General features: G+C 65.3%; 20 protein-coding genes. 6 read left to right on the plus strand and 14 right to left on the minus strand.

From position 1 onward, the window contains the following. Nucleotides 1–12: 12 nt before the first annotated feature. Complete coding sequence (locus NKH51_RS06240) at nucleotides 13–1,269, minus strand: helix-turn-helix transcriptional regulator (protein WP_254764384.1); 1,257 nt, start codon at nucleotides 1,267–1,269, stop codon at nucleotides 13–15. Between the two features lie 176 nt (nucleotides 1,270–1,445). On the opposite strand from NKH51_RS06240, the gene NKH51_RS06245 reads away from it, so the two are divergent. After that, nucleotides 1,446–2,024, plus strand: coding sequence for an MBL fold metallo-hydrolase (locus tag NKH51_RS06245; RefSeq protein WP_254765125.1), 579 nt, complete (start codon nucleotides 1,446–1,448; stop codon nucleotides 2,022–2,024). A 15-nt stretch (nucleotides 2,025–2,039) separates the two neighbouring features. Here NKH51_RS06245 and NKH51_RS06250 read toward each other — a convergent pair whose 3' ends face one another. Continuing rightward, complete coding sequence (locus NKH51_RS06250; protein ID WP_254764385.1) at nucleotides 2,040–2,870, minus strand: ATPase; 831 nt, start codon at nucleotides 2,868–2,870, stop codon at nucleotides 2,040–2,042. Beyond that, the gene (locus NKH51_RS06255; protein WP_254764386.1) at nucleotides 2,867–3,133 is read right to left on the minus strand and encodes a DUF5827 family protein; all 267 of its coding nucleotides are present in this window, start codon (nucleotides 3,131–3,133) and stop codon (nucleotides 2,867–2,869) included. The genes NKH51_RS06250 and NKH51_RS06255 overlap by 4 nt, the downstream gene beginning before the upstream one ends. Nucleotides 3,134–3,249: 116 nt before the next feature. Between NKH51_RS06255 and NKH51_RS06260 the strand changes: the two genes are divergently transcribed. Both NKH51_RS06260 and NKH51_RS06265 read left to right on the plus strand, forming a co-directional pair. Continuing rightward, nucleotides 3,250–5,031, plus strand: coding sequence for a histidine kinase N-terminal 7TM domain-containing protein (locus NKH51_RS06260; protein ID WP_254764387.1), 1,782 nt, complete (start codon nucleotides 3,250–3,252; stop codon nucleotides 5,029–5,031). Nucleotides 5,032–5,119: 88 nt separating this feature from the next. Further along, complete coding sequence (locus NKH51_RS06265) at nucleotides 5,120–6,883, plus strand: histidine kinase N-terminal 7TM domain-containing protein (RefSeq protein ID WP_254764388.1); 1,764 nt, start codon at nucleotides 5,120–5,122, stop codon at nucleotides 6,881–6,883. 279 nt (nucleotides 6,884–7,162) lie between these two features. Here NKH51_RS06265 and NKH51_RS06270 read toward each other — a convergent pair whose 3' ends face one another. Then, complete coding sequence (locus NKH51_RS06270) at nucleotides 7,163–8,290, minus strand: RNA ligase (protein WP_254764389.1); 1,128 nt, start codon at nucleotides 8,288–8,290, stop codon at nucleotides 7,163–7,165. A 99-nt stretch (nucleotides 8,291–8,389) separates the two neighbouring features. On the opposite strand from NKH51_RS06270, the gene NKH51_RS06275 reads away from it, so the two are divergent. After that, nucleotides 8,390–9,076 (plus strand): RNA ligase partner protein, encoded by a 687-nt coding sequence (locus NKH51_RS06275; RefSeq protein ID WP_254764390.1) that lies wholly within the window; start codon nucleotides 8,390–8,392, stop codon nucleotides 9,074–9,076. A 45-nt stretch (nucleotides 9,077–9,121) separates the two neighbouring features. Here the strand turns inward: NKH51_RS06275 and NKH51_RS06280 are convergent, their stop codons facing one another. The 9 genes from NKH51_RS06280 to NKH51_RS06320 form a co-directional block, all read right to left on the minus strand. Further along, nucleotides 9,122–12,151 carry an FAD-binding and (Fe-S)-binding domain-containing protein gene (locus NKH51_RS06280; protein WP_254764391.1) on the minus strand — a complete coding sequence of 1,010 codons (3,030 nt, stop codon included), beginning with the start codon at nucleotides 12,149–12,151 and terminating at the stop codon, nucleotides 9,122–9,124. A 183-nt stretch (nucleotides 12,152–12,334) separates the two neighbouring features. Next, the gene (gene sod / locus NKH51_RS06285) at nucleotides 12,335–12,937 is read right to left on the minus strand and encodes a superoxide dismutase (protein WP_254764392.1); all 603 of its coding nucleotides are present in this window, start codon (nucleotides 12,935–12,937) and stop codon (nucleotides 12,335–12,337) included. Between the two features lie 210 nt (nucleotides 12,938–13,147). Beyond that, nucleotides 13,148–13,555 (minus strand): DUF7344 domain-containing protein, encoded by a 408-nt coding sequence (locus NKH51_RS06290; RefSeq protein WP_254764393.1) that lies wholly within the window; start codon nucleotides 13,553–13,555, stop codon nucleotides 13,148–13,150. A 523-nt stretch (nucleotides 13,556–14,078) separates the two neighbouring features. Continuing rightward, nucleotides 14,079–14,543 carry a nucleoside-diphosphate kinase gene (ndk, locus tag NKH51_RS06295; RefSeq protein ID WP_254764394.1) on the minus strand — a complete coding sequence of 155 codons (465 nt, stop codon included), beginning with the start codon at nucleotides 14,541–14,543 and terminating at the stop codon, nucleotides 14,079–14,081. Beyond that, nucleotides 14,540–14,893: a 50S ribosomal protein L24e gene (locus tag NKH51_RS06300; RefSeq protein WP_254764395.1), complete on the minus strand. Its 354-nt coding sequence runs from the start codon at nucleotides 14,891–14,893 to the stop codon at nucleotides 14,540–14,542. The genes ndk and NKH51_RS06300 overlap by 4 nt, the downstream gene beginning before the upstream one ends. Then, on the minus strand, nucleotides 14,893–15,117 hold the full coding sequence (locus NKH51_RS06305) for a 30S ribosomal protein S28e (protein ID WP_004214009.1): 225 nt from the start codon (nucleotides 15,115–15,117) through the stop codon (nucleotides 14,893–14,895). The genes NKH51_RS06300 and NKH51_RS06305 overlap by 1 nt, the downstream gene beginning before the upstream one ends. An 11-nt stretch (nucleotides 15,118–15,128) precedes the next feature. After that, nucleotides 15,129–15,491 carry a 50S ribosomal protein L7Ae gene (gene rpl7ae / locus NKH51_RS06310; protein WP_006090865.1) on the minus strand — a complete coding sequence of 121 codons (363 nt, stop codon included), beginning with the start codon at nucleotides 15,489–15,491 and terminating at the stop codon, nucleotides 15,129–15,131. A gap of 222 nt (nucleotides 15,492–15,713) precedes the next feature. After that, on the minus strand, nucleotides 15,714–15,884 hold the full coding sequence (locus tag NKH51_RS06315) for a hypothetical protein (protein WP_254764396.1): 171 nt from the start codon (nucleotides 15,882–15,884) through the stop codon (nucleotides 15,714–15,716). A gap of 49 nt (nucleotides 15,885–15,933) precedes the next feature. Continuing rightward, on the minus strand, nucleotides 15,934–16,362 hold the full coding sequence (locus NKH51_RS06320) for a hypothetical protein (protein WP_254764397.1): 429 nt from the start codon (nucleotides 16,360–16,362) through the stop codon (nucleotides 15,934–15,936). 180 nt (nucleotides 16,363–16,542) lie between these two features. Here NKH51_RS06320 and NKH51_RS06325 point away from each other — a divergent pair, with 180 nt between their 5' ends. After that, nucleotides 16,543–17,019: an SHOCT domain-containing protein gene (locus NKH51_RS06325; RefSeq protein WP_254764398.1), complete on the plus strand. Its 477-nt coding sequence runs from the start codon at nucleotides 16,543–16,545 to the stop codon at nucleotides 17,017–17,019. 58 nt (nucleotides 17,020–17,077) lie between these two features. Here the strand turns inward: NKH51_RS06325 and NKH51_RS06330 are convergent, their stop codons facing one another. Then, entirely contained in the window at nucleotides 17,078–17,920 is an 843-nt protein-coding gene (locus NKH51_RS06330; RefSeq protein ID WP_254764399.1) for a helix-turn-helix transcriptional regulator, read from the minus strand. Between the two features lie 142 nt (nucleotides 17,921–18,062). Here NKH51_RS06330 and NKH51_RS06335 point away from each other — a divergent pair, with 142 nt between their 5' ends. Further along, nucleotides 18,063–19,358, plus strand: coding sequence for an MFS transporter (locus NKH51_RS06335; RefSeq protein ID WP_254764400.1), 1,296 nt, complete (start codon nucleotides 18,063–18,065; stop codon nucleotides 19,356–19,358). Nucleotides 19,359–19,360: the final 2 nt, after the last annotated feature.

The following is a 19,360-nucleotide window of genomic DNA, read 5'->3' on the forward strand; positions in this document are numbered from 1 at the left end:
CACCTGACAGGATTACTCGTCGAACGGCGATTTCGTCGCCTCGGGTTCGAACCCCTCGAGGCTGATGATGTTCTCGCGGCCGACCCGGAGCTTGCTGATGGTGCCGTCGTCTTCCATGTCCGAGAGGAGCATGCTGACCTTGGATTTCGACCAGCCCGTTTCCTCGACGATGTTGACCTGTTTCATCCGACCGCCGTTCTCGCGGATGAGTTTGACGACGCGGTCCTCGTCCGTCATCAGGTCCTCTTCCGACAGCGGGTCCGTCCCGGCGTTCGGGTCGGCAGCGGCGGGCGAGTCCATCGATGTCGACTCCTCGCTCGCGGATTCCCGATCGGGTGGACGGACCGTCGATCCGGCCGCCGAACCGTCGTCGTCGGTCCCGTCGGTGCCGTTGTGGCGATACCAGACGATAGCCGCGAGTGCGAGGACGGCGACGACGAGACCGGCGGCGAGGTACGGAACGAGCCCCGCGTCTGATGGCGAGTCGTTCAGTTCACTGCCACTCCCGACACCGGCTCCGGGACGGTCGAACACCGCACGCGGGCGGCCGTCGACGAACTCCTGTGAGCCGCTCCAGCTGACCGAATCGACAGCCGCGAGCGAGCTGCCGGCGTACTGGCTTTCGGGTTCGACCGTGCGAAACGTGAGATCGCCACCGGCCTCGATGACGATCCGCTGGTCGGGGCCGATGTAGAGGTCTTCGAAAACATCGCCGACGACGATCCGGTCATCCTCGACGACGGCGAAGTTCGTCCAGAGAAACGACATCTCGACGACCCCCGTCGGAGTGAGCTGTTCTTCGATCCGAGCGGATCGATGAAAGTTCTGCGCTTCCATCTCCCGGCCGGTCTCCTGCGCTCCGGCCTGAGTCAGTAGCTGTGACTGGTTCCGAAAGCTATCGTACAGCGCCGTCTCGTTGTCTTCGAACTCCTCTGCGAACGCGTCGAAGTTCTGTCGCGCCTTAGTTGCGTTCTCGTCGTTCGCGAACCGCTGTTCGTGCCGGAACGTCCACGTCGCGCTCCCGTTTTCGTGGACGGTGATCTCGAACGTCGTCGTATCGATGTTCGAGCTGAACTCCTGCATTCCCCGGGCGGTGGCGAACCGCGAGTCCTCGAGGGCGGCCGTTCCGGACCGCGTGTCTTCGGGAGCCGTGTCCATCGCCGCGGGTGCGGTCGGTCCTGACGGTGCGAGAACGGCCGTCCCACCGACGCCCGCAACGGCCGCGAGGATGACGAAAACGACGAGACCCACGGAGACCGGCCGATTCATTCGTCTACTCACTACGTGCCGGAGCTAAAAATCCTTGTGAATACCGGGACGGATACCAGTACGGGTCTCGTCGGGGGCTCATGCGACCGCTCACGGCCGGTCCGGGGCGACTCGAGCGCTCGACATCGCGGTTCCGTGTCGACACCCACAAATCGATCGACCGCGTAGCGGCCGCCATGATCACCAACCTCGCACAGGGCGTGCAGGCGTTTACGAGCAACGTCTTTCTCGTCGACGGCGATCGACCCGTCGTCGTCGATACGGGCGCGAACTTCGACGTCGTCGAGGCCATCCGCTCTCACGTCGACGCTATCGACGCCGTCATCCTGACCCACACCCACCGCGACCACGTCGGTAACCTCACAGCGGTGAAAGACGCCTACGGCGTCGACGCGTGGGGATACGACACCGCGATCGACGGCGTCGACCACGCCATCGCGGACGAGGAGACGGTTCAGTTGGGTGACCACGAGTACGTCGCACTCCACACGCCCGGCCACAAGAACGACCACCTCTGCTTTTACTCCGAAGAGGCGGGCGTGTTGTTCGCGGGCGACCTCGTCTTCCAGAACGGGAGTTTCGGTCGCACCGACCTAGAGGAGGGCGACCGGGAGACCCTGATCGAGAGCATCGATCGCGTCAAAGAGCGGATCGATCCCGACCTCGAGGCGATGCACACCGGTCACGGACCGAGCGTGACGAGAGAGCCGTACGACCACGTCGAACTCTCGGCGCAGATGGCGCGCCAGATGTAGCGAGCGGGACACGAGCTATACCCGTCCGGCCGCGTCGAGCAGCGCGTCGTAGGCGTCCGCGTACGCGCTGGCGACTCGTGCGGGGTCGTCCCGATCGGCGCCGCCGATCGCCGGCAGTCGAACGCGCTCGAGCGGGTCGAGATAGTCGAGGACATCCGGCACGCGCTTTTCGATCGCGCCGTCTCTGGGACTCGAGCTGGCGATTTCGCAGGCCCGACAGTAGCGATCCCCCGAGTAGATGCGGGCCCGGCCGGGTTCGACGGCCGCGACGGCGGCGATCGACGCCGGCTCGAGCGACGACAGCGGGAGCGCGATGTCGCTGTAGGACTCGACGACGGCCACGTCGGCTACTTCGATCTCGTCGGCCAACCGCTCGAAGGCGGGGACGTACTCGCGCTCGGCGAGGTCGTTGAGCTCCTCGACCGTCTCGACGGGGATCGCCTCCGCGAGCGGGAGCGCCTCGGCGACCGCGTCCGGTACGTCAGCGGTGGCGTTGCGGACGAACAGCGCCTCGTCGGTCCCGCGTCCGATCCGGTCGACGACGAACTCGCGGTCCGTCCGACCGAGCAGGCCGCTTCCCCCGCCGGGCGCGGGTCGCCAAAGCCGGTGGACGGGGTTCAACGCCTCTGGCGGCCGGTCACGGCCGTCAGCCGCCGAGAGGCGCGCGGCGTCCTTGCCGTAGAGTCGGCCGTCGGCGAGCGCTCGCCGGCAGTCGTCGTGGTCGAACCAGAAGTCGTTGCCGGCCCGGGGTTTGTAGCCGACCGCGCCGGTTCGCTCGAGCAGCCCGGCCGAAAAGGTCGTCTTGCCGGCATCGACCCGGTCTGCACCCACCACGAGGAGGATCATTCTTTCAGACCGTAGTAGCCGGGCTCGTCCTCGTCGCGCGGCTCGGCGACGACGAGTTCGTCGGCGTTGGTCATGATCCACGGGATCGCCCAGTCGAGCAGGATGTCCTCGGTCTCCCGGTCGATATCGGCGTCGGGATCTAAGCCCTGTAGGAGGCGTGCGATCTCGTAGACGGTGTACATCTGCTCGTTCTCGAGGAGCTCCGCGGGCGTGTAGAAGTCACACGGCGGGAGCGCGTCGAACTCCGATTTCGGGACGGGCATACCTCGGAGTACCGGCGGCCGACGCCTAAATCGTTCGTTCGCGCTCACGATGGTGGGTAATGGTACCATCCCTTGTGGCCACAGCATTTTATAAGATTGCCGAGAGAGATGTCACGATGGCAATCGGTCACGGGACGATTCCGGCCACTTACGGATTATCGACGGCCGTGGGGCTCGCACTCGGCGTCTTCGTGTGGTACAACCGGGAGAAGCGGGGAGCGATCCCGTTGTCACTGTGTCTGTTCGGGACCGCGCTCTACTCCGGGGCGCTGTTCGTCGCGGCGGCCGTCGACAGCGTCGCGATTTCGACGTTGATGGTCCAAACGCTGTTCGTCGGCATCGTCACGAGCATCGCGGCTATCTTTCTGTTCGCCCTCGAGTACACCGGTCGCGAACACGTCGTCACCCGAACGACGATCGCGGCGGTCGCCATCGAGCCGATCATCGTCGTCGCGCTCGCGTTTTTCAATCCGGGTGGCGTCTTCTTCGAGTCGATCGTGCCGGCCCCCGAATCAGTGACCGGAATCGAGATCGAGTGGGGGTTCGCGGCGGGGTTGCACATTCTCTACTCGTACGTGGTGATGCTAGCCGCGGCCGTGCTCGTTCTCGAGTTCCTCTATCGATCCCGATCGGTGTACCGCGGTCAGGCTGTCGCCTTGCTCAGCGCGATGGTCATTCCGACGGCATCGAACGTCCTCTACGTCGCGGGGGTGTTCCCGTTCGACCCGACGCCGGTCGGCTATCTGATCACTGGGGTCCTGTTTACCGTCGCCATCTTTCGGTACCAGCTGGTCGATATCGTCCCGATCGCCCGCGATCGGATCCTCGACAACGTCTCCGACGGCGTCTTCGTCATCGACCGCGAGGACAGGATCATCGACACCAATCCCGCCGGACGGGCCATGCTCGCCGATATAGAGGGGTCGGCGATCGGCCTCGATATCGATTCGATATTTGTCGACCTCCCCGATCTGCGCGACCTCTATCACGATCTCACGACCCAGCCGACCGAAACGGAACGCGAGGTGGCGCTCATGGGTGGGTGCTTCCACGTTCGGGTGACCCCGATCGACGACGGCCGCGATACCCACGTCGGCTGGCTGTTCATCGTCCGCGATATCACCGACCGCAAGCGTCACGAGACCCAACTCGAGCGCCAGAACAAGCGCCTCGAGCGCTTCGCCGACGTTGTCTCTCACGACCTGCGCAACCCGCTGTCGGTCGCCGACGGCTACGTCGATCTGGCGCTCGAGACCGGCGATGTTTCGCATCTCGAGAAGGTTCAGCGCTCCCACGACCGGATGGACGCGATCATCGACGATGTGCTCGCGCTTGCTCGCGAGGGTGAGTCGGTGAGAAAGACCGAACCCGTCGAACTGGGGGCAGTCGCCCGGGAGGCGTGGGAAAACGTCGCCACCGGCGACGACGTGCTCTCGATCGACGGCTCCGCGGTCGTCCTCGCCGATCGGGCGCGACTGCTCCGATTGCTCGAGAACCTGTTTCGCAACGCCGTGGAACACGGTTCCACGAGCCCCCCTTCGCACGCTCGCGAGGATTCGATCGAACACGGGCGGCCGACGAACCACACGGGTAGCACCGAGGAGACGACCGAGGCAAACCCACAGCTAACCGTCTCCGTCGGCGTTCTCGGAGGGAACTCCGTCTACGGGTTTTACGTGGCTGACGACGGTCGCGGGCTTCCCGACGACGAGAAAATTTTCGAGCAGGGCTACACGACCAACGAGGACGGGACCGGCTTCGGCCTGAGTATCGTCGAACAGATCGCGACCGCACACAACTGGACGATCGACGCCACCGAAAGCGAGGACGGCGGCGCCAGATTCGAACTCGCCGGCGTCGAGACCGCCAAAGCCAGCGAACCCACCGTTACATCGTGAACTCGGTGCTGGCGGCCGCGATCGACGACTCTCTCCGGCCATCCGGACGGCCAGTGGATTTTATGTCGTTCCCATTCGAATACGGACGATGGTCGCAGGTACGGGAGTTGACCCCATCCAGGTGGTTTACGCGGTCGTCGTGTTCAACAGCGCCGTTCTCGCCGGTGTGTTGTGGCGATACCGCGATCGACCGGGTGCGGTGCCATTGCTCTCACACGTGCTTGCGGCGGGCGTCTGGGCCGGTGCGATACTCGCACTGACGGTCGTCGAATCGGGCCTGCTGGCCCTCGAGCTTTTAGCGCTTCTGTTTCTCGCCGTCGGGTTTACGGTGATGACGCTGCTCGTGTTCACCCTCGAGTACACCGGCCGGGAACGGTTCATCACGCGGTCGACGCTCCTCGCGCTCTCGATCGAACCGGTTCTGGTCGCCGTCTTCGCGGCTGTTAATCCGGGAAACCTCTTTCTCAGGACGTATACTCCCGTCGAGTGGGGGATCGCGTTCTGGGTTCACACGGCCTACTCGTACGTCCTCCTGACCGTCGCTACGGTATCGATCCTCGAGTTCCTCTATCGGTCACGATCACTGTACCGCGGCCAGAGCGCCGCGCTGCTAGGGGCGACGGTCGTGGGTTGGGGCGCGAACGTCGTCTACGTCCTCGGGCTGGTGGACGTAGACACCTCGCCGATCGGGTTTCTCGTCGCAGGGATTTTGTTCGCGATCGCGATCGTTCGCTACCGCCTGACTGATATCGTCCCGGTCGCCCGTGAACGTGTTCTCGACACGGTCTCGGATGCCGTCTTCGTCGTCGACGAACAGGGCCGGCTGATCGACGTCAACCCCGCCGCTCGAGCGTTCCTCGCAGAGACCGACTCGTCTCCGATCGGGACCGATATCGAGTCGCTCCTGGCCGATCGGCCCGGTCTGGTCGACGAGTTCTGGGAACTGACCCAGCGCCCGGAGACACGGGAACGCGAACTCGAACTCGACGGCAGCCACTATCACGTGCGGACCACGCCGATCGAAGACAGTCTGGATCGTCACGTCGGCTGGCTGTTTATCGTCCGCGATATCACCGACCGTAAACGTCACGAGACCCAACTCGAGCGCCAGAACAAGCGCCTCGAGCGCTTCGCCGACGTGGTGTCCCACGACCTGCGCAACCCGCTGTCGGTCGCCGACGGCTACGTCGATCTGGCCCTCGAGACCGGCGATGTCTCCCATCTCGAGAAGGTCCAGCGATCCCACGACCGGATGGACGCGATCATCGACGACGTGCTCGCGCTCGCTCGCGAGGGCAAGTCGGTGAGCAAAACTGAACCCGTCGAACTGGGAGCGGTCGCCAAGCAGGCATGGGAGAACGTCGCTACCGGGTCCAACGTGCTCTCGATCGACAGCTCCGCGGTCGTCCTCGCCGATCGGGCGCGACTGCTCCGACTGCTCGAGAACCTGTTTCGCAACGCCGTGGAACATGGTTCCACGAGCCCCCCTTCGCACGCTCGCGAGGACTCGGTCGAACACGGGCGGCCGACTGACGGCGCTGGTGGCTCCGAAGAGACGACCGAGGCGGACCCACAGCTAACCGTCTCCGTCGGCGTCCTCGGAGGGAACTCCGTCTACGGGTTTTACGTGGCGGACGACGGTCGTGGGCTTCCCGACGACGAGAAAATCTTCGAGCAGGGGTATACGACCAACGAGGACGGGACCGGCTTCGGCCTGAGTATCGTCGAACAGATCGCGACCGCACACAACTGGACGATCGACGCCACCGAGAGCGAGGACGGTGGCGCCAGATTCGAACTCACCGGCGTCGAGACTGTCGACGCCGACGACCGCGTACAGGCGTCCTCCTGAGCGACCGCTTTCCTGTGGAACTCACTTGCGACGGGACCGGCTTCGGCCTGAGTATCGTCGAACAGATCGCCACGGCCCACGACTGGTCGGTCACGGTCGCCGAGAGCGAGTCCGGCGGCGTTCGGCTCGAGTTCACGGGGGTCGAACGGGCGGCCGGCGTGAGCGGTTCGGATCGCGCGTTTTCATCCGCGCTCGAATCGGATCCGACCGTCGGGCCAAAGTCGGTACGGCGGTACGCCGCGCCGCGAGCACGAACCGGCTGCGATCCGCGCCAGTCCGCTACTCGTGTCGCAGTCCGCCGTCCAGATAGTGTGCGATCCGATCGCGGCTCGACTCGGCCACCTTCACGAATTCGACGACGCGATCCCCGTCTTCCAGGCGGTCGTCCTCGAGGTCGATCGTCATCGACTGATCGTGCAGGTGGGCGAACAGCGCGTCGATCGCGTCCGGATCGCCCCTGACGGTGTGCCGGTCGCCGACGGGCTCGCCGTCGGCGACGTCCCGGATGGTCGCCACCATCGGGCGGAGGATCGATTCGCCGAGATCCCGCGCTCGCTGCTGCAATCGGTCGTCGTCCTCGTCGAACTCGGCGGCCTGAAACGCGTCGCGAACGATCCGCGAGAAGACGAAATCGCGGCCGTAGTCGAAGGGGAGCGAGAACGCGTAGGCGAGTTCGTCGTGGTGCTGGGACTCGGTCGTGTACTTGACCATCGTCGCCCCGTCCGCCGATTTGATAACGACCCCCTCCCGGCCCGCGGCGTCAAGTTCCTCGATGGCGTCCCGGACTGCCGGAACGGCGTTGGACGGCTCTGCATACCCGAAGAGACGAGGCTGACCGAAGTCGTACGCCGCGCACAGTTCGCGTCGCTCGGGCACCGGGAGCGCCTCGCCGGCCTCGCGGTCGCGGATATCGAACGCCCGGAAATCGTGGGAGTCGACGCTCGCATAGTCGTGGGTCGTGTACGGCGTCTCCGGGCCGATCAGTTCGGCACAGATCGTCTTCTCGGGGTGGTCGGCGAAGAAGTCCTCGAGCGCCAGTAGGTCGCGCGCTCGGTCCGTCGTGTACGGGCAGACGAAGCCGCTTCTGGTAAACGCGAGGGGGTCGCCCAGATCCGCGATTCGGACGTTGAAGCCGTCGAGCTTCTCCTCGATCGCGACGCGCTCGCTCGCCTCGAAAAACGACGGGACGCCGGTATCGAGCACGAGGATTCGTGGCACGCTCGGATAGCCGCGGACGACGACATCGGCCTCCTCGACGATAACCGTCCCGCGCTCGATGCCGTGGCGCGCGGCGGTGAGGACGTGGTGGGTCCGTCCGGCCACCGACCGCCGCTCGAAGTGCTCGAAGAGGTCCGCGGCGTCGTCGGTGGTGGCGTCGAGCCGCTCGAGGTAGGCGTCCCGATCCATACGTCGGCAGACGACGCTCGCGGTGAAAAACACCGGGTAGTTGGGCGGCCGGTCACCAGCGGGATGATACCTATGTGGATTCCCGTTCAATCGGCGACCATGCACGGGGAACTGCCGCGCCAACGGTTCGTCCTTGATACGTCGCTGTTCATCACCGAGGAGATTCGCGCGGAGGGCGAGTCGCTCGAGGACGCCGTTGACCGCCTGCTCGATCTGATTGCGACCGCACGGCTCGAGCTCAACATCTCCTGTTACGTGCCGCCGTCGATCCACGACGAGCTCGCGGCGATGCTGCGCGAGCGCGACGTCGACGAGGCGGTGTTCTCGCGGCTCGACACGTGGGTCGTCCGCAAGAGCCCCGACCGATACGGCGTCATGATCCCGGCAAACGTCGTCTACAACTTCATCGACGAGATGAGCGACCGGGTCGACCGCGGCCTTCGCGTCTCGGAGAAAGCGATCCGCGAGGTCGAACAGCTCGACCCGGACGAGCTCACCGCCGGCTCGGACGCGGAGGGAGCAAACGAGTACATGACCGACGCCGATCGGATCCTCTCGGACCTGCGGGACAAGTACCGCCGTGCTCTTCGACAGGGCGTCCTCGACTCGCGGGAGGACTTCGACCTGCTGATCCTCGCTCGAGAACTCGATGCCGGCGTCGTCACCGAGGACCGCGGAATCATCTCCTGGGCCGACGAGTTCGGCCTCCGCTACGTCCGGGGCGGCCAGTTTCCGATGCTGCTCGAGGAGTACCTGCGAGCGACCGGGCTCGAGGACGAGGAGTAACCGACCGGTCGCAATCGCTCGCCGTTCGCTGTGGGTGCGGCGGTGCTACTGCGCGGCGTCGAGTCCGCGCGCAAGGAGCTCGACGGGATGGGCCGGCCGGTCGTACCCTTCGAAGTCACCCACCTGCGTCCGACAGGAAGTCCCAGGCGCGACCACGGTCGGTTCGTCGGTTCCGTCCATCGAGTCCGCGCTGTCCTCGAGTTTCTCTCGTAGCAACGATCCGATCGCCTTCGAGAGGTCGTGGTGTTCGGCCTCGTAGCCGAAGCTCCCGGCCATGCCACAACAGCCCGAGTCGACGGGATCGACGGCGTAGCCCGCTCGTCGAAGGACGCCGACGGCGTGGTGGTCCGCGCCGCGGGCCGTCTGGTGGCAGTGGCCGTGAAAGGCCAGCGCTGTGTCCGCCATCTCGCTCCCGTCGAACGCGATCGCCTCGTCCAGCCGATTCCGGTCTATGTACTCGCAGACGCCGTAGGCGTTGGCCGCGAGCGCCTCGACGCGGTCGTCCGCGAGCAGCGAGCGGTACTCGTCGACGACCATCGCCGCGTCCGAGGGCTCGACGAACAGGACCGACCAGCCGCGCTCGAGGAAGGGCTCGAGGTCGGCAAGCAGCGCCCGGCCCTGGTCGGCCGCGACCTCGAGCATCCCCTGGGAGTAGGCCGCGCGTCCCGTCGGACCCAGATCGGGGATCGCAACGTGGAGTCCCGCTGCCTCGAGGACCTCGACCGCCGCCTTCCCCGATTCGGGATTCGAGTAGTTCGTGTCCGTGTCGGGGTAGAGGACCACCCCCGCAGTGGCAGCCGCTGGATCCACCTTCGGGCCTCGCTCCGCGTACCAGTCGACCAGCGTCTCCCGCCGAAACGTCGGCAGGGTTCGGTCGGGGGCGATCCCGACGGTCTTCTCGAGGAGCGTCCGCGCACCGGGTAGCTCCGTCGCGCGGTTCGCCAGCGGTGCGAACGCGCTTCCCAGTGACGCCAGCCGATCGACGTTCGCGAACAGCCGCTCCCGGCGGCTCGTCCCCTCGCGTTCGTGGTACTGGTGTTTGACCTCGGTCTTGAGCTTCGCGAGGTCGACCCCCGTCGGGCAGTCGCTCTGACAGCCCTTACAGCCGATACAGAGATCGAGCACCTCTTCCTGAAACCGATCGCCGTACAGTTCCTCCGGGTCGATCTCGCCGCTGATCGCCGCCCGGAGCAGGTTGGCTCGCCCCCGCGTGGTCGCGATCTCCTCTTCTGTCGCCCGGTAGGTCGGACACATCACGTCGCCGTCGGTCTGCCGGCAGGTCCCACAGCCGTTGCAGAGCTCCACGAGGTGGGAGAAGCCGCCGTCGTCGTCGAAGTCGAGCGCCGTCCGCGGCTCGAGCGAGGCGTAGTCCGGCCCGTATCGGAGGTGTTCGCGGATGTCCGTCGGGTCCTCGTCACGATAGACGACCTTTCCGGGATTCATCCGCCAGTCCGGATCGAACGCCGACTTGAGCTCCTGAAAGGCGGTCCAGAGGTCCGGGCCGTACAGCTTCGGGTTGAACTCCGTCCGCGCGAGGCCGTCGCCGTGCTCGCCCGAAAAGGAGCCGTTGTGCTCGACGACGAGATCGGTTACGTCGTCGGCGATCGCGCGCATCGTCTCGACATCGTCCCCGTCCTTGAGGTTCAACACCGGCCGAATGTGGAGCGTGCCGACGCCCGCGTGCGCGAAGTAGGCGGCCGTGGTGTCGTGGTCCTCGAGAACTTCCTGAAAGCCCGCGACGTACTCGGCGAGCTCATCGGGCGGAACGGAGGCGTCCTCGACGAACGGGTACGGCTTCGGATCGCCTTCCATGCTCATCAACAGCGGGATCGCGGCCTTCCGGAGCTTCCAGAGCGTCTCCTGTTTCGCGGGCGCAAACGCCTCGAGCGCGTCGAAGGCCGCTCCCTCTTCGACGAGCCGATCGGTCGCCGCGGTGATCGCGTCCGGGAGGTCGTCGATGACCTCGGAGTCGAACTCGAGCATCAGCGCTGCCGCCGTGCCGTCGGGAATCGGCTCCGCGTACTCGGCGTACTCCGTCGACTCGGCCGCGAGTCGGAACACCTCCTCGTCCATGAGTTCGACCGCGCTGGCCTCGCACGCGAGGGCGTCGGGGACGGCGGCGAGCGCCTCGAGCAAGTCGTCGTAACAGCAGACGGCGAGGGCGGTCTCCTCGGGCTGGGTCACGAGCGAGAGCGTGGCCTCGACGACGACGCCGAGCGTTCCCTCCGCGCCGACCAGCAGCTTCGAGAGGTTCACAACCTGCTTCCCGTCCTCGGTCGTTCGGATGACCTTCTGCAGGTTGTATCCGCTGACGCTGCGTTTGAGTTTCGGATAGCGTGACTCGATCTCGTCGGCGTTGTCCTCGACGAGCGCCCGGACCGTCCGGTAGAGTTCGGCCTCGCGGTCGTCTTCCGAGACGATCCGTTCCCACTCGGGGCTATCGAGGACGATATCCCGCGTGCGGATCAGCGAGCCGTCCGCGAGGACGACCTCACACTCCTCGACGTAGGCGTCGGTGATGCCGTAGCGCACCGAGTGTGCCCCCGTCGAATTGTTGCCGATCCCGCCGCCGATCGTCGCCCGGTTCGAAGAGGCCGGGTCGGGCGCGAACCGGAGGCCGTGGGGCTCGAGTGCGGCGTCGAGGTCGTCCTGTACGACACCCGGCTGGACGACAGCTTGCCGTGCGTCGGGATCGATGTCGCGGATCGCGTCCATGTGGCGCGACAGATCGAGGACGACACAGCCCGGCCCGACCGCTTGGCCGGCAAGCGAGGAACCCGCCCCGCGAGGCAGGACCGGCGCGCCGTGGTCGGCGGCGACGCGGACCGCCGCCCGTACGTCGTCCGTATTCTGCGGGAAGACGACGCCGGCCGGCTGTGCACCGTAGATACTCCCGTCCGTCGCGTAGAGCACGCGCGTGTACTCGTCGAACCGGACATCGCCGTCGCAGACGGTCCGAAGGTCTGTCGCGAGCGCCTCGCCGGCCGGAGAACGGCCGGTCTCGCTGGGCGGTCGTCCCGGCTGTCCATCTCCGGCCTCGCCCGTCGCGTCGACACCGCTGTCCTCGGCAGCCATATGCGATGTGAACTCGTCCCACAGCTAGTTAAACCATGTCACTCACTCACAGCACATGTGAGCGCGACCGAGCCGGCGAGGTGCGGACTCAATCGTCGCTGCTCGAGATGGCAACCGCTACCGGTCGACGCCTGCAACAAAAAGACGGGATTGACTGGCTCGTCGCTCAGACGGCTTGCGGCGTTACTCGAAGTGGTCGAGGCACTTCTGGTACTCCGTTGCGGCCTTCTCCCAGTTGACAACGTCGAAGAAGGCGTCGATGAACTCGCCGCGGTCCGGACCGTAGTCGTAGTAGTAGGAGTGTTCCCAGACGTCCAGCGCGAGGATGGGGTGAGAGCCCCAGAGCGCGCCCTGGTCGTGCTTGTCGACTGCGACGTTACGCAGCTGCTTTGCGACCGGGTCGTAGACCAGCAGTGCCCAGCCGCCGGCGGCACCGGCAGCGGCCTCGAACTCGCCCTTCCAGCCCTCGTAGGAGCCGAAATCCTCCTCGATGCGGTCGGCGAGGTCGCCCTCGGGCTCGCCGCCGCCGTTGGGAGACATGTTCTCCCAGAACAGCGTGTGGAGATAGTGGCCACAGCCGTTGTGGGTGACGTTGCTCAGGGCGCCCGGCGTCGAGCCGAAGTCGCCCTCCTCGCGGTTCTCCGCGAGGGTCTCCTCGGCGGCGTTGAGGCCGTTTACGTACCCCTGATGGTGGGTGTCGTGATGCCAGGTCAGGACCTGCTCGGAAATGGACGGTTCGAGCGCGTCGTAATCGTACGGAAGTGGTGGAAGTTCGTGATCAGCCATAGTATGCACCTCACTGTCAGTATCGGTATCTCGCTTGTTAAGTTTTGAGGAGTGAGACGATATCACACCTCATAAAGTCGTTGCCGTCCCGTCGTGCGATTTACCGACACGTCAGTGGACTCCACCACGGGCTCCGTGTTAAAGCTTTCAGCGCCCTCGGTTCGGAGCCCCGTCGGACGGTCGCTTCAGGTGGCCGCAGAATCGACCGGATTACGCGATCTCCTTGTGATAAGCGTGCTCGAGCCACTCCTCGAGCGACGGCTGACTCCAGTATCGCACCGTCTCGCTCCGGCGATCGTGTTCGAGTAGTCCCGCGTCCTCGAGTTTCGGCAGGTGGATATGTTGGAGTTCCATCTGCACCTCCGATTCCGATGTCGCCGCGTCGTGGTCGGTACTCGACCCGATCGTCGGTTCGTCCTCCGCCGTCGCGTCGGCCGTTCGCTCGAGGGCGACCACGTTTTCGGTGAGGCTTTCGATCGACGCGACGCCGTCCGGTTGCTCGTTGAGGTAGTAGAGCGCGTACCGTCGTCGGCTGCTCGAGAGCAGTTCGAAAACGAGATCTAACGACGGCGTCACCTCCGCTGTCAGTGCCGCCGCCTCTCCCTCCGTTTCACGCATCCGCGAACCACCTACCGTGTGTTACCATTCGAAACCACCACCAGCCTCTTCTACAGCCGCCACATTAGATGTTACGTCTCCCTAGAAACGGACCTGTGTTATATCTGTGTATAAAAATGGAGATTGCAACACCGTAATATGCCTCACTCCTCCGATATCGCCGGGTATCACGGCTCCCGGTCTTTGTCGGCGCTTTATGACACGTTTGCAGTTAGTTAGTGTGATATCACTTCACAAACCCGTGACGGAGGGGCCGACTGCCACTGTACGAAACGATGGCGTCTCGCTTTTGTTCTTCCCAACCGAAGCTTTCGTATCGCGAAACGGGGCTCCCCGTCGCAATCTGGGGCGAGTCGATCGATAGTGGACGCCTACCGCACACGTCGATCTCCCGAACTGACGGCGTTCACACGACCAGAGGATAACAGAGTTCGAGTATCGGAACGCGGCGTTCGGTGAAAAAGCAGTGTGGCATCGGCCTCGAAAAGACGGAACTGGGCCGTCCGCTCGGCCGGATCGATCGTTACTCGTAGAGCCACTCGGCGTCGTGTTGCTCGTAGTCGATCAGTTCGTCGTCGTCGAAGTGGATCGCGATCTCGCGCTCGTTCGCGCCCTCGTCCTCGTGGTCGGCGGCGTGAACGACGTTCCGACCGAGGTCGAGCGCGTAGTCGCCACGGATCGTGCCGGGCGCAGCCTCGAGCGGGTCGGTCTCGCCGATCATCTGGCGGACCTGTCGGGTCGCGTCCTGGCCTTCCCAGACCATCGGGACGACTGGGCCCGAGGTGATGAAGTCGACGAGGTCGTCGTAGAACGGCTTGTCCTCGTGCTCGCTGTAGTGTTCCTCGGCCCGCTCGCGGGGCATGTTCTCGACTTTGATGCCGACGAGCTTGAGCCCGCGATCCTCGAGGCGGGAGACGACCTCGCCCACGAGGCCGCGCGCGAAGGCGTCGGGCTTGACCATCACGAAAGTGCGTTCGTGATCGCTCATGCTTCCTCGGCCTCGGTTTCCGCGTCCTCGGTCTCGTCTTCAGCAGGCACGTCTTCCTCGTCTTCCTCGGCGGCATCAGCCTCGGGTTCCGCGTCCTCGGCCTCGTCGGCTGCGGCCGCTTCGGTCTGGTCGGCTTCCTCGTCGGCGGCCGTGTCCGTCTGCGCGGGACCCTTACCGCGACGCCCTTCTTCGGTCCACTCGAGGTCGCGCGGTTCGCGCCCGAGCTTGAAGTTCTTCTCCGCCTTCGAGTCGACGAAGTGGAGTACGGTGCCGTCGTTCTGGACGTACATGATGCCCGTGCCGGGCTCGATCTCTTCGCCCGTGTAGTCGCAGGTTCGTTTCTCGACCATTATTGTCCACCGATGGAGTCGGCCTCGCGGGCGGTCTCGCGAAGCTGAAGTACGTCCCCTTCGCGGACCGGCCCGAGGCAGTTCCGGGTGATGATGCGTCCCTGGTTCTCGCCCTCCTGAATTCGGCACTTGACCTGCATGGCTTCGCCGTGCATGCCGGTCTTGCCGACGATCTCGATGACCTCGGCGGGCGTAGAGCCGCTTTCTTCCTCTTCAGCACTCATCTCTGATCACCTCAGTCGAGGTCCTCGACCTTGTCGGCGATATCCTCGACGTCGTCGCCCGCCTCGCCGGCGTCGACGATCGCCGCGGCGGCCGAGCCGACCTCGAGGCCGGCGGCGTGGCCGACGTCGTCTTGGGTCTCGATGAAGACGACGGGAATGCCTTTCTCGTCGGCGAGTTCCGGGAGGTGCATCACGATCTCCTCGGGAGAGACGTCTTCGGCGACGTAGACGAGGTCGGCGTTGCCACGCTCGATGGCCTTCGTCGTTTCGTTCGTTCCTTTCTTTACGCGTCCGGTGTCTCGTGCGACCTCGAGCGCCTCGAGGGCGTCGTCGGCGAGGTCGGCTGGGATGTCGGTTGTGACGTATACTGACATTGGTTGTTCACCTCTCCTACGCGTGGGCTCGCGCTCCCCTGCCGTCCGGGTGCTGGGACCCGGGCCGGGTTCGACCCGGCGGAAGTCCTGTGAGGCTAGGAGCATCATCAACCCCACGTAGGGTGTACACCTCAGTAGCGCTGCCCCCCTTAAAAGCGTGTTCAAACGATCGCAGGCATGCAATCGGTCCGCATAGAGATCGGGGTCGCGGCTCGAAGGTGGTTACGAGAGGAGCCAGAGGAGTGCCAGTAGAAGAATCGGGCTACCGAGGAGGAAAACCACGCTGAGGATCGGAAGCCACTGGGAGAGCGCAGCGAGAACCAGCGTCGCGGCGATGGTTCCCAACAATATGATGATTACGTTAAGACGGAATATGATTTCATCATCGTTCATTTCACTAAACTCACACACCCATGGTAAAAATGACTTTGAAATAATTGCGTCACCGCCGCTGCTCGAGACGATCGCTGAGTCGACGAGTGACACCACGCTCGACGAATCGATGAATAGCCGTCTCGAGGAGCACTGCGACGGCGAGAACGGTTCCGGACATGAGTGTGAGGAGTCCGCCACCGAAGAGACTGCCCGCAGTCCCTGCGTACAGCGAGTACAGACTCACCCCTGCGAGCCACAGCGTCAGTGCTCCGACCAGCCCGACCAGTATCGAGCCGAGAGTGATCCCGTTCCGAACGACGCCGAAAAGAGCGAGAAGGCCGAGCACCCCCGGAACGACGAGTTCGGGAGTGACCGGGACCGGTCCGATCGTCGGCCACGTGGGATACGGCTGCGGGAGTTGTGCGGCCATCGTGCCGACTAGCAGAAGGACGAGCACCGCGAGCACGACCGCAAACGCTCTGAGGGCCGCACCCATTCTGGTTGGTCAGTTCACAGTACTGTAGTAAATATCAATCCATTATACTTTCTGCACACCCGGTCGATGGCTGTGCAGTTTCGGTCGCGCTACGACGCCGTCGCTGTGGCTACTACCGCCAGAAACGATGTGATCTCTCGAGCCACCAACGTATTTCCGATCCGCATCGAATTGCCACGTATGAACGGGCTCGAGGGAAGCGGTCAGCGCGGGAGGGAGGACGATTGGCGGACCAGACTGCGCGAGAACGCGACCGGAATCGCGTCGATGCTCGTGACGGCGTTCTGGCTCGGCGCGATGTTCACGGGTCAGGAGTGGTGGCTCGCGGCGCTGCTCGTCGGCTACATCGCGGTCGTACCGCTGGTTGCGCTCCTGTTCGGCGACGAGGAGGACCGCCGCGAATGGGTCGACGACTACACGCCCGGCGAGGCGGACTCGACCACCGACTCGGAAACGTCGACGGCGGATCGAGACCGCAACACCCGCGACGCCCTCGAGACGCTTCGCGAACGGTACGCCGCAGGCGACCTGACCGACGAGCAGTTCGAGCGCAAACTCGAGCGCCTGCTCGACACGGAGACGCTCGAGGACGCCGAGGCGTGGACCCGACGCGAGAAGCACAGCGAACGGAACCGAGAGACGGAATACGAGTCGTGACCGACACGCCTCCCATGAGCGACCGGTTTCCCGTTATCGTGGCGGGAAGATCGGGCCGTCACGACAGTACGGGTCTCGAATCCGCCCGAATCGACTCGAACACCTGGGTCGCCCACTCGCGTGCGATCGCCGCGTCGGTGTCGACGAACACGCGCATCGTCCCGGTCTCCTCGTCGTAGCCGCCGATTCCGACGCGGTCGTCGAACAGCGCCAGACCGTACGGGAGAGCCTCTCGCGTGCGGACGGTGACGTTCCCCTCGTCGATCGCCGCCGCGAGCGCGGCGTCCGCCTCGTCTCGAAGCGCGTCGACGGTGTCGGGAACGTAGACGAGTTCGACGGTTCGATCTTCGAGCAACCGATCGGCGTCGCCCTCGCTTCCGGGCGGGATCATGTGGGTCGTGTTGAACCCGCGGAACGACTCGCTCTCGCGGAGCAGCGACAGGAACCGCGCGATCGGCGCGTACGGGTCCGACGGATCGGCGACGGTGACGGTCGCGTCGGCGAACGGTTCGATGACGAACTCCTCGTGGTCCTCGCAGATGTACTCGAACAGCGGGTCCAGCCGACGGGCGGTCCGGAGATAGGCCTCGAATTTGCAGACGCCATCGGCGACGACCGTACCGAGCCCCGTCAGCCGATAGCGGCCGTCGACGCGCTCGCCGTACTCGTTGTCCTCGAGCCAGCGGACGAACCGGTGGCTTGTCGCTCGCGACACCTCGAGCGTCGCCTCGATCTCGCGGCGATCGAGGGGCTCGACGAGCAGCGCCCGAAGCAGGTGCCCGTGGCGGACGATATCGACCATCTCTTCGGTGTCCGGAAACGGTTCGCGTTCGCGTCGCTCCCGGTCTCGCTGGGCGTTCCGATCGTATCGAATGAGTTCGTCGAGGAGGCTGTGTGTCACGGCTCGGTTACCCCTTGCTAACAGTCACCACACAGTACTCCGCTCACGGGCTTAACCCTATCTCACGCCGTGAAACGACGTTCGCTGTCCGAAACTCGTCTCGGAAATCAAGTATAGGGTTCTCACTCGCCTCTCTGCTACTATGGAACCGACGACTCACACGTCCGACTCCGCCGAGGCGCGCATCCCTTGGGACTCGCCGACGGTTCGTATCGTCCTTCTAAGCACGTTATTGGCTCCGCTCGGGGTTCCGCTTATCAGTCCGACCCTGCCCGTCGTGCGCGATACGTTCGGCGTCACCGAGCCGACGGCCAGCCTGCTGATCAGCGCGTACTTCGTCGCCGGGATCGTCCTCTCGCCGTTCATCGGGGCGCTCGCCGATCGACTCGGCCGCCGCCGCGTGCTCGCCGCGAGTCTGATCGTCTTCGGCCTCGCGGGCGGTTCGATCGTCGTCGCCCCCTCGTTCGCGACGGTCCTGCTGGTCAGGGTCGTTCAGGGGACGGCCGCCGCGGGAATTTTCGTCGCGACGGTCACCATCATCGGCGACACGTTCGAGGACGCCCGGCGAAACGCGGTTCTCGGGATCAACACGGCGGTCCTCTCGGCCGGCGCGGCGATCTTCCCGCTCGTCGGCGGCGTGCTCGTCGCCGTCTCGTGGGACGCCCCGTACCTGCTGTACCTGCTCGCGGTCCCGCTCGGGATCGCCGCCTGGTACGTCCTCGAGGAACCCGATGCCGCCGACGAGCGGGCGAGCGAGTCCGAACGGCGCGACGGCCGAGAACCGGTCGACGGTGGGTCCGAGGACGAGGGAGTGACGATCGACGGCGCCTACGCTCGAGGCGTGCTCGCTGCCGTCGGCTCGGGGAGCGTGTCGGCGATGTACCTGGCCACGTTCGCGGCCGAACTCCTGTTGTTCGGCTCCGTCCTGACGGCGGTACCATTCCTGCTGACCGGCTCGTACGGTCTCGCGCCCGCCGTGGTCGGCGGCGTCCTGACGCTCGCGGAGGGCGTGTCGGTCGTCGTCGCGGCCTCGAACGGGCGGTTCGCGAGACACGCGACGAACCCGGCGCTCGTCACGGTGGGGTTCGTCTGCTTGGGGGTCGGGCTCGGCGTCGCCTGGCTCGCCGGCTCCGTGGTGGGGATCGCAGCCGCCACCGCGATCATCGGCGCGGGAATCGGTCTCGTGTTGCCGTCGGTCGACGCGGAGGTGAGCGACCGTGTCGCGAGTCGCTACCTGGCCGGCGCGCTGAGTCTCCGCAACAGCACGACGTTCCTCGGCCGAACGCTCGGTCCCGTCGCCTTCGCCGGGATCGCTGCGACGACCGGGTACGCGGCGTTGCTGCTCGGCAGCGCGGTCGTCGCGCTCGCCGTCGCCGGCGTCGTCGCAGGCGTGACGCTGACCGCCGACGGCGGCCTGCTCGCTCCGCGAAGCGCGTGATC

This window comes from Natrinema marinum (assembly GCF_024296685.1).
In the GTDB taxonomy this organism is placed as follows: domain Archaea; phylum Halobacteriota; class Halobacteria; order Halobacteriales; family Natrialbaceae; genus Natrinema; species Natrinema marinum.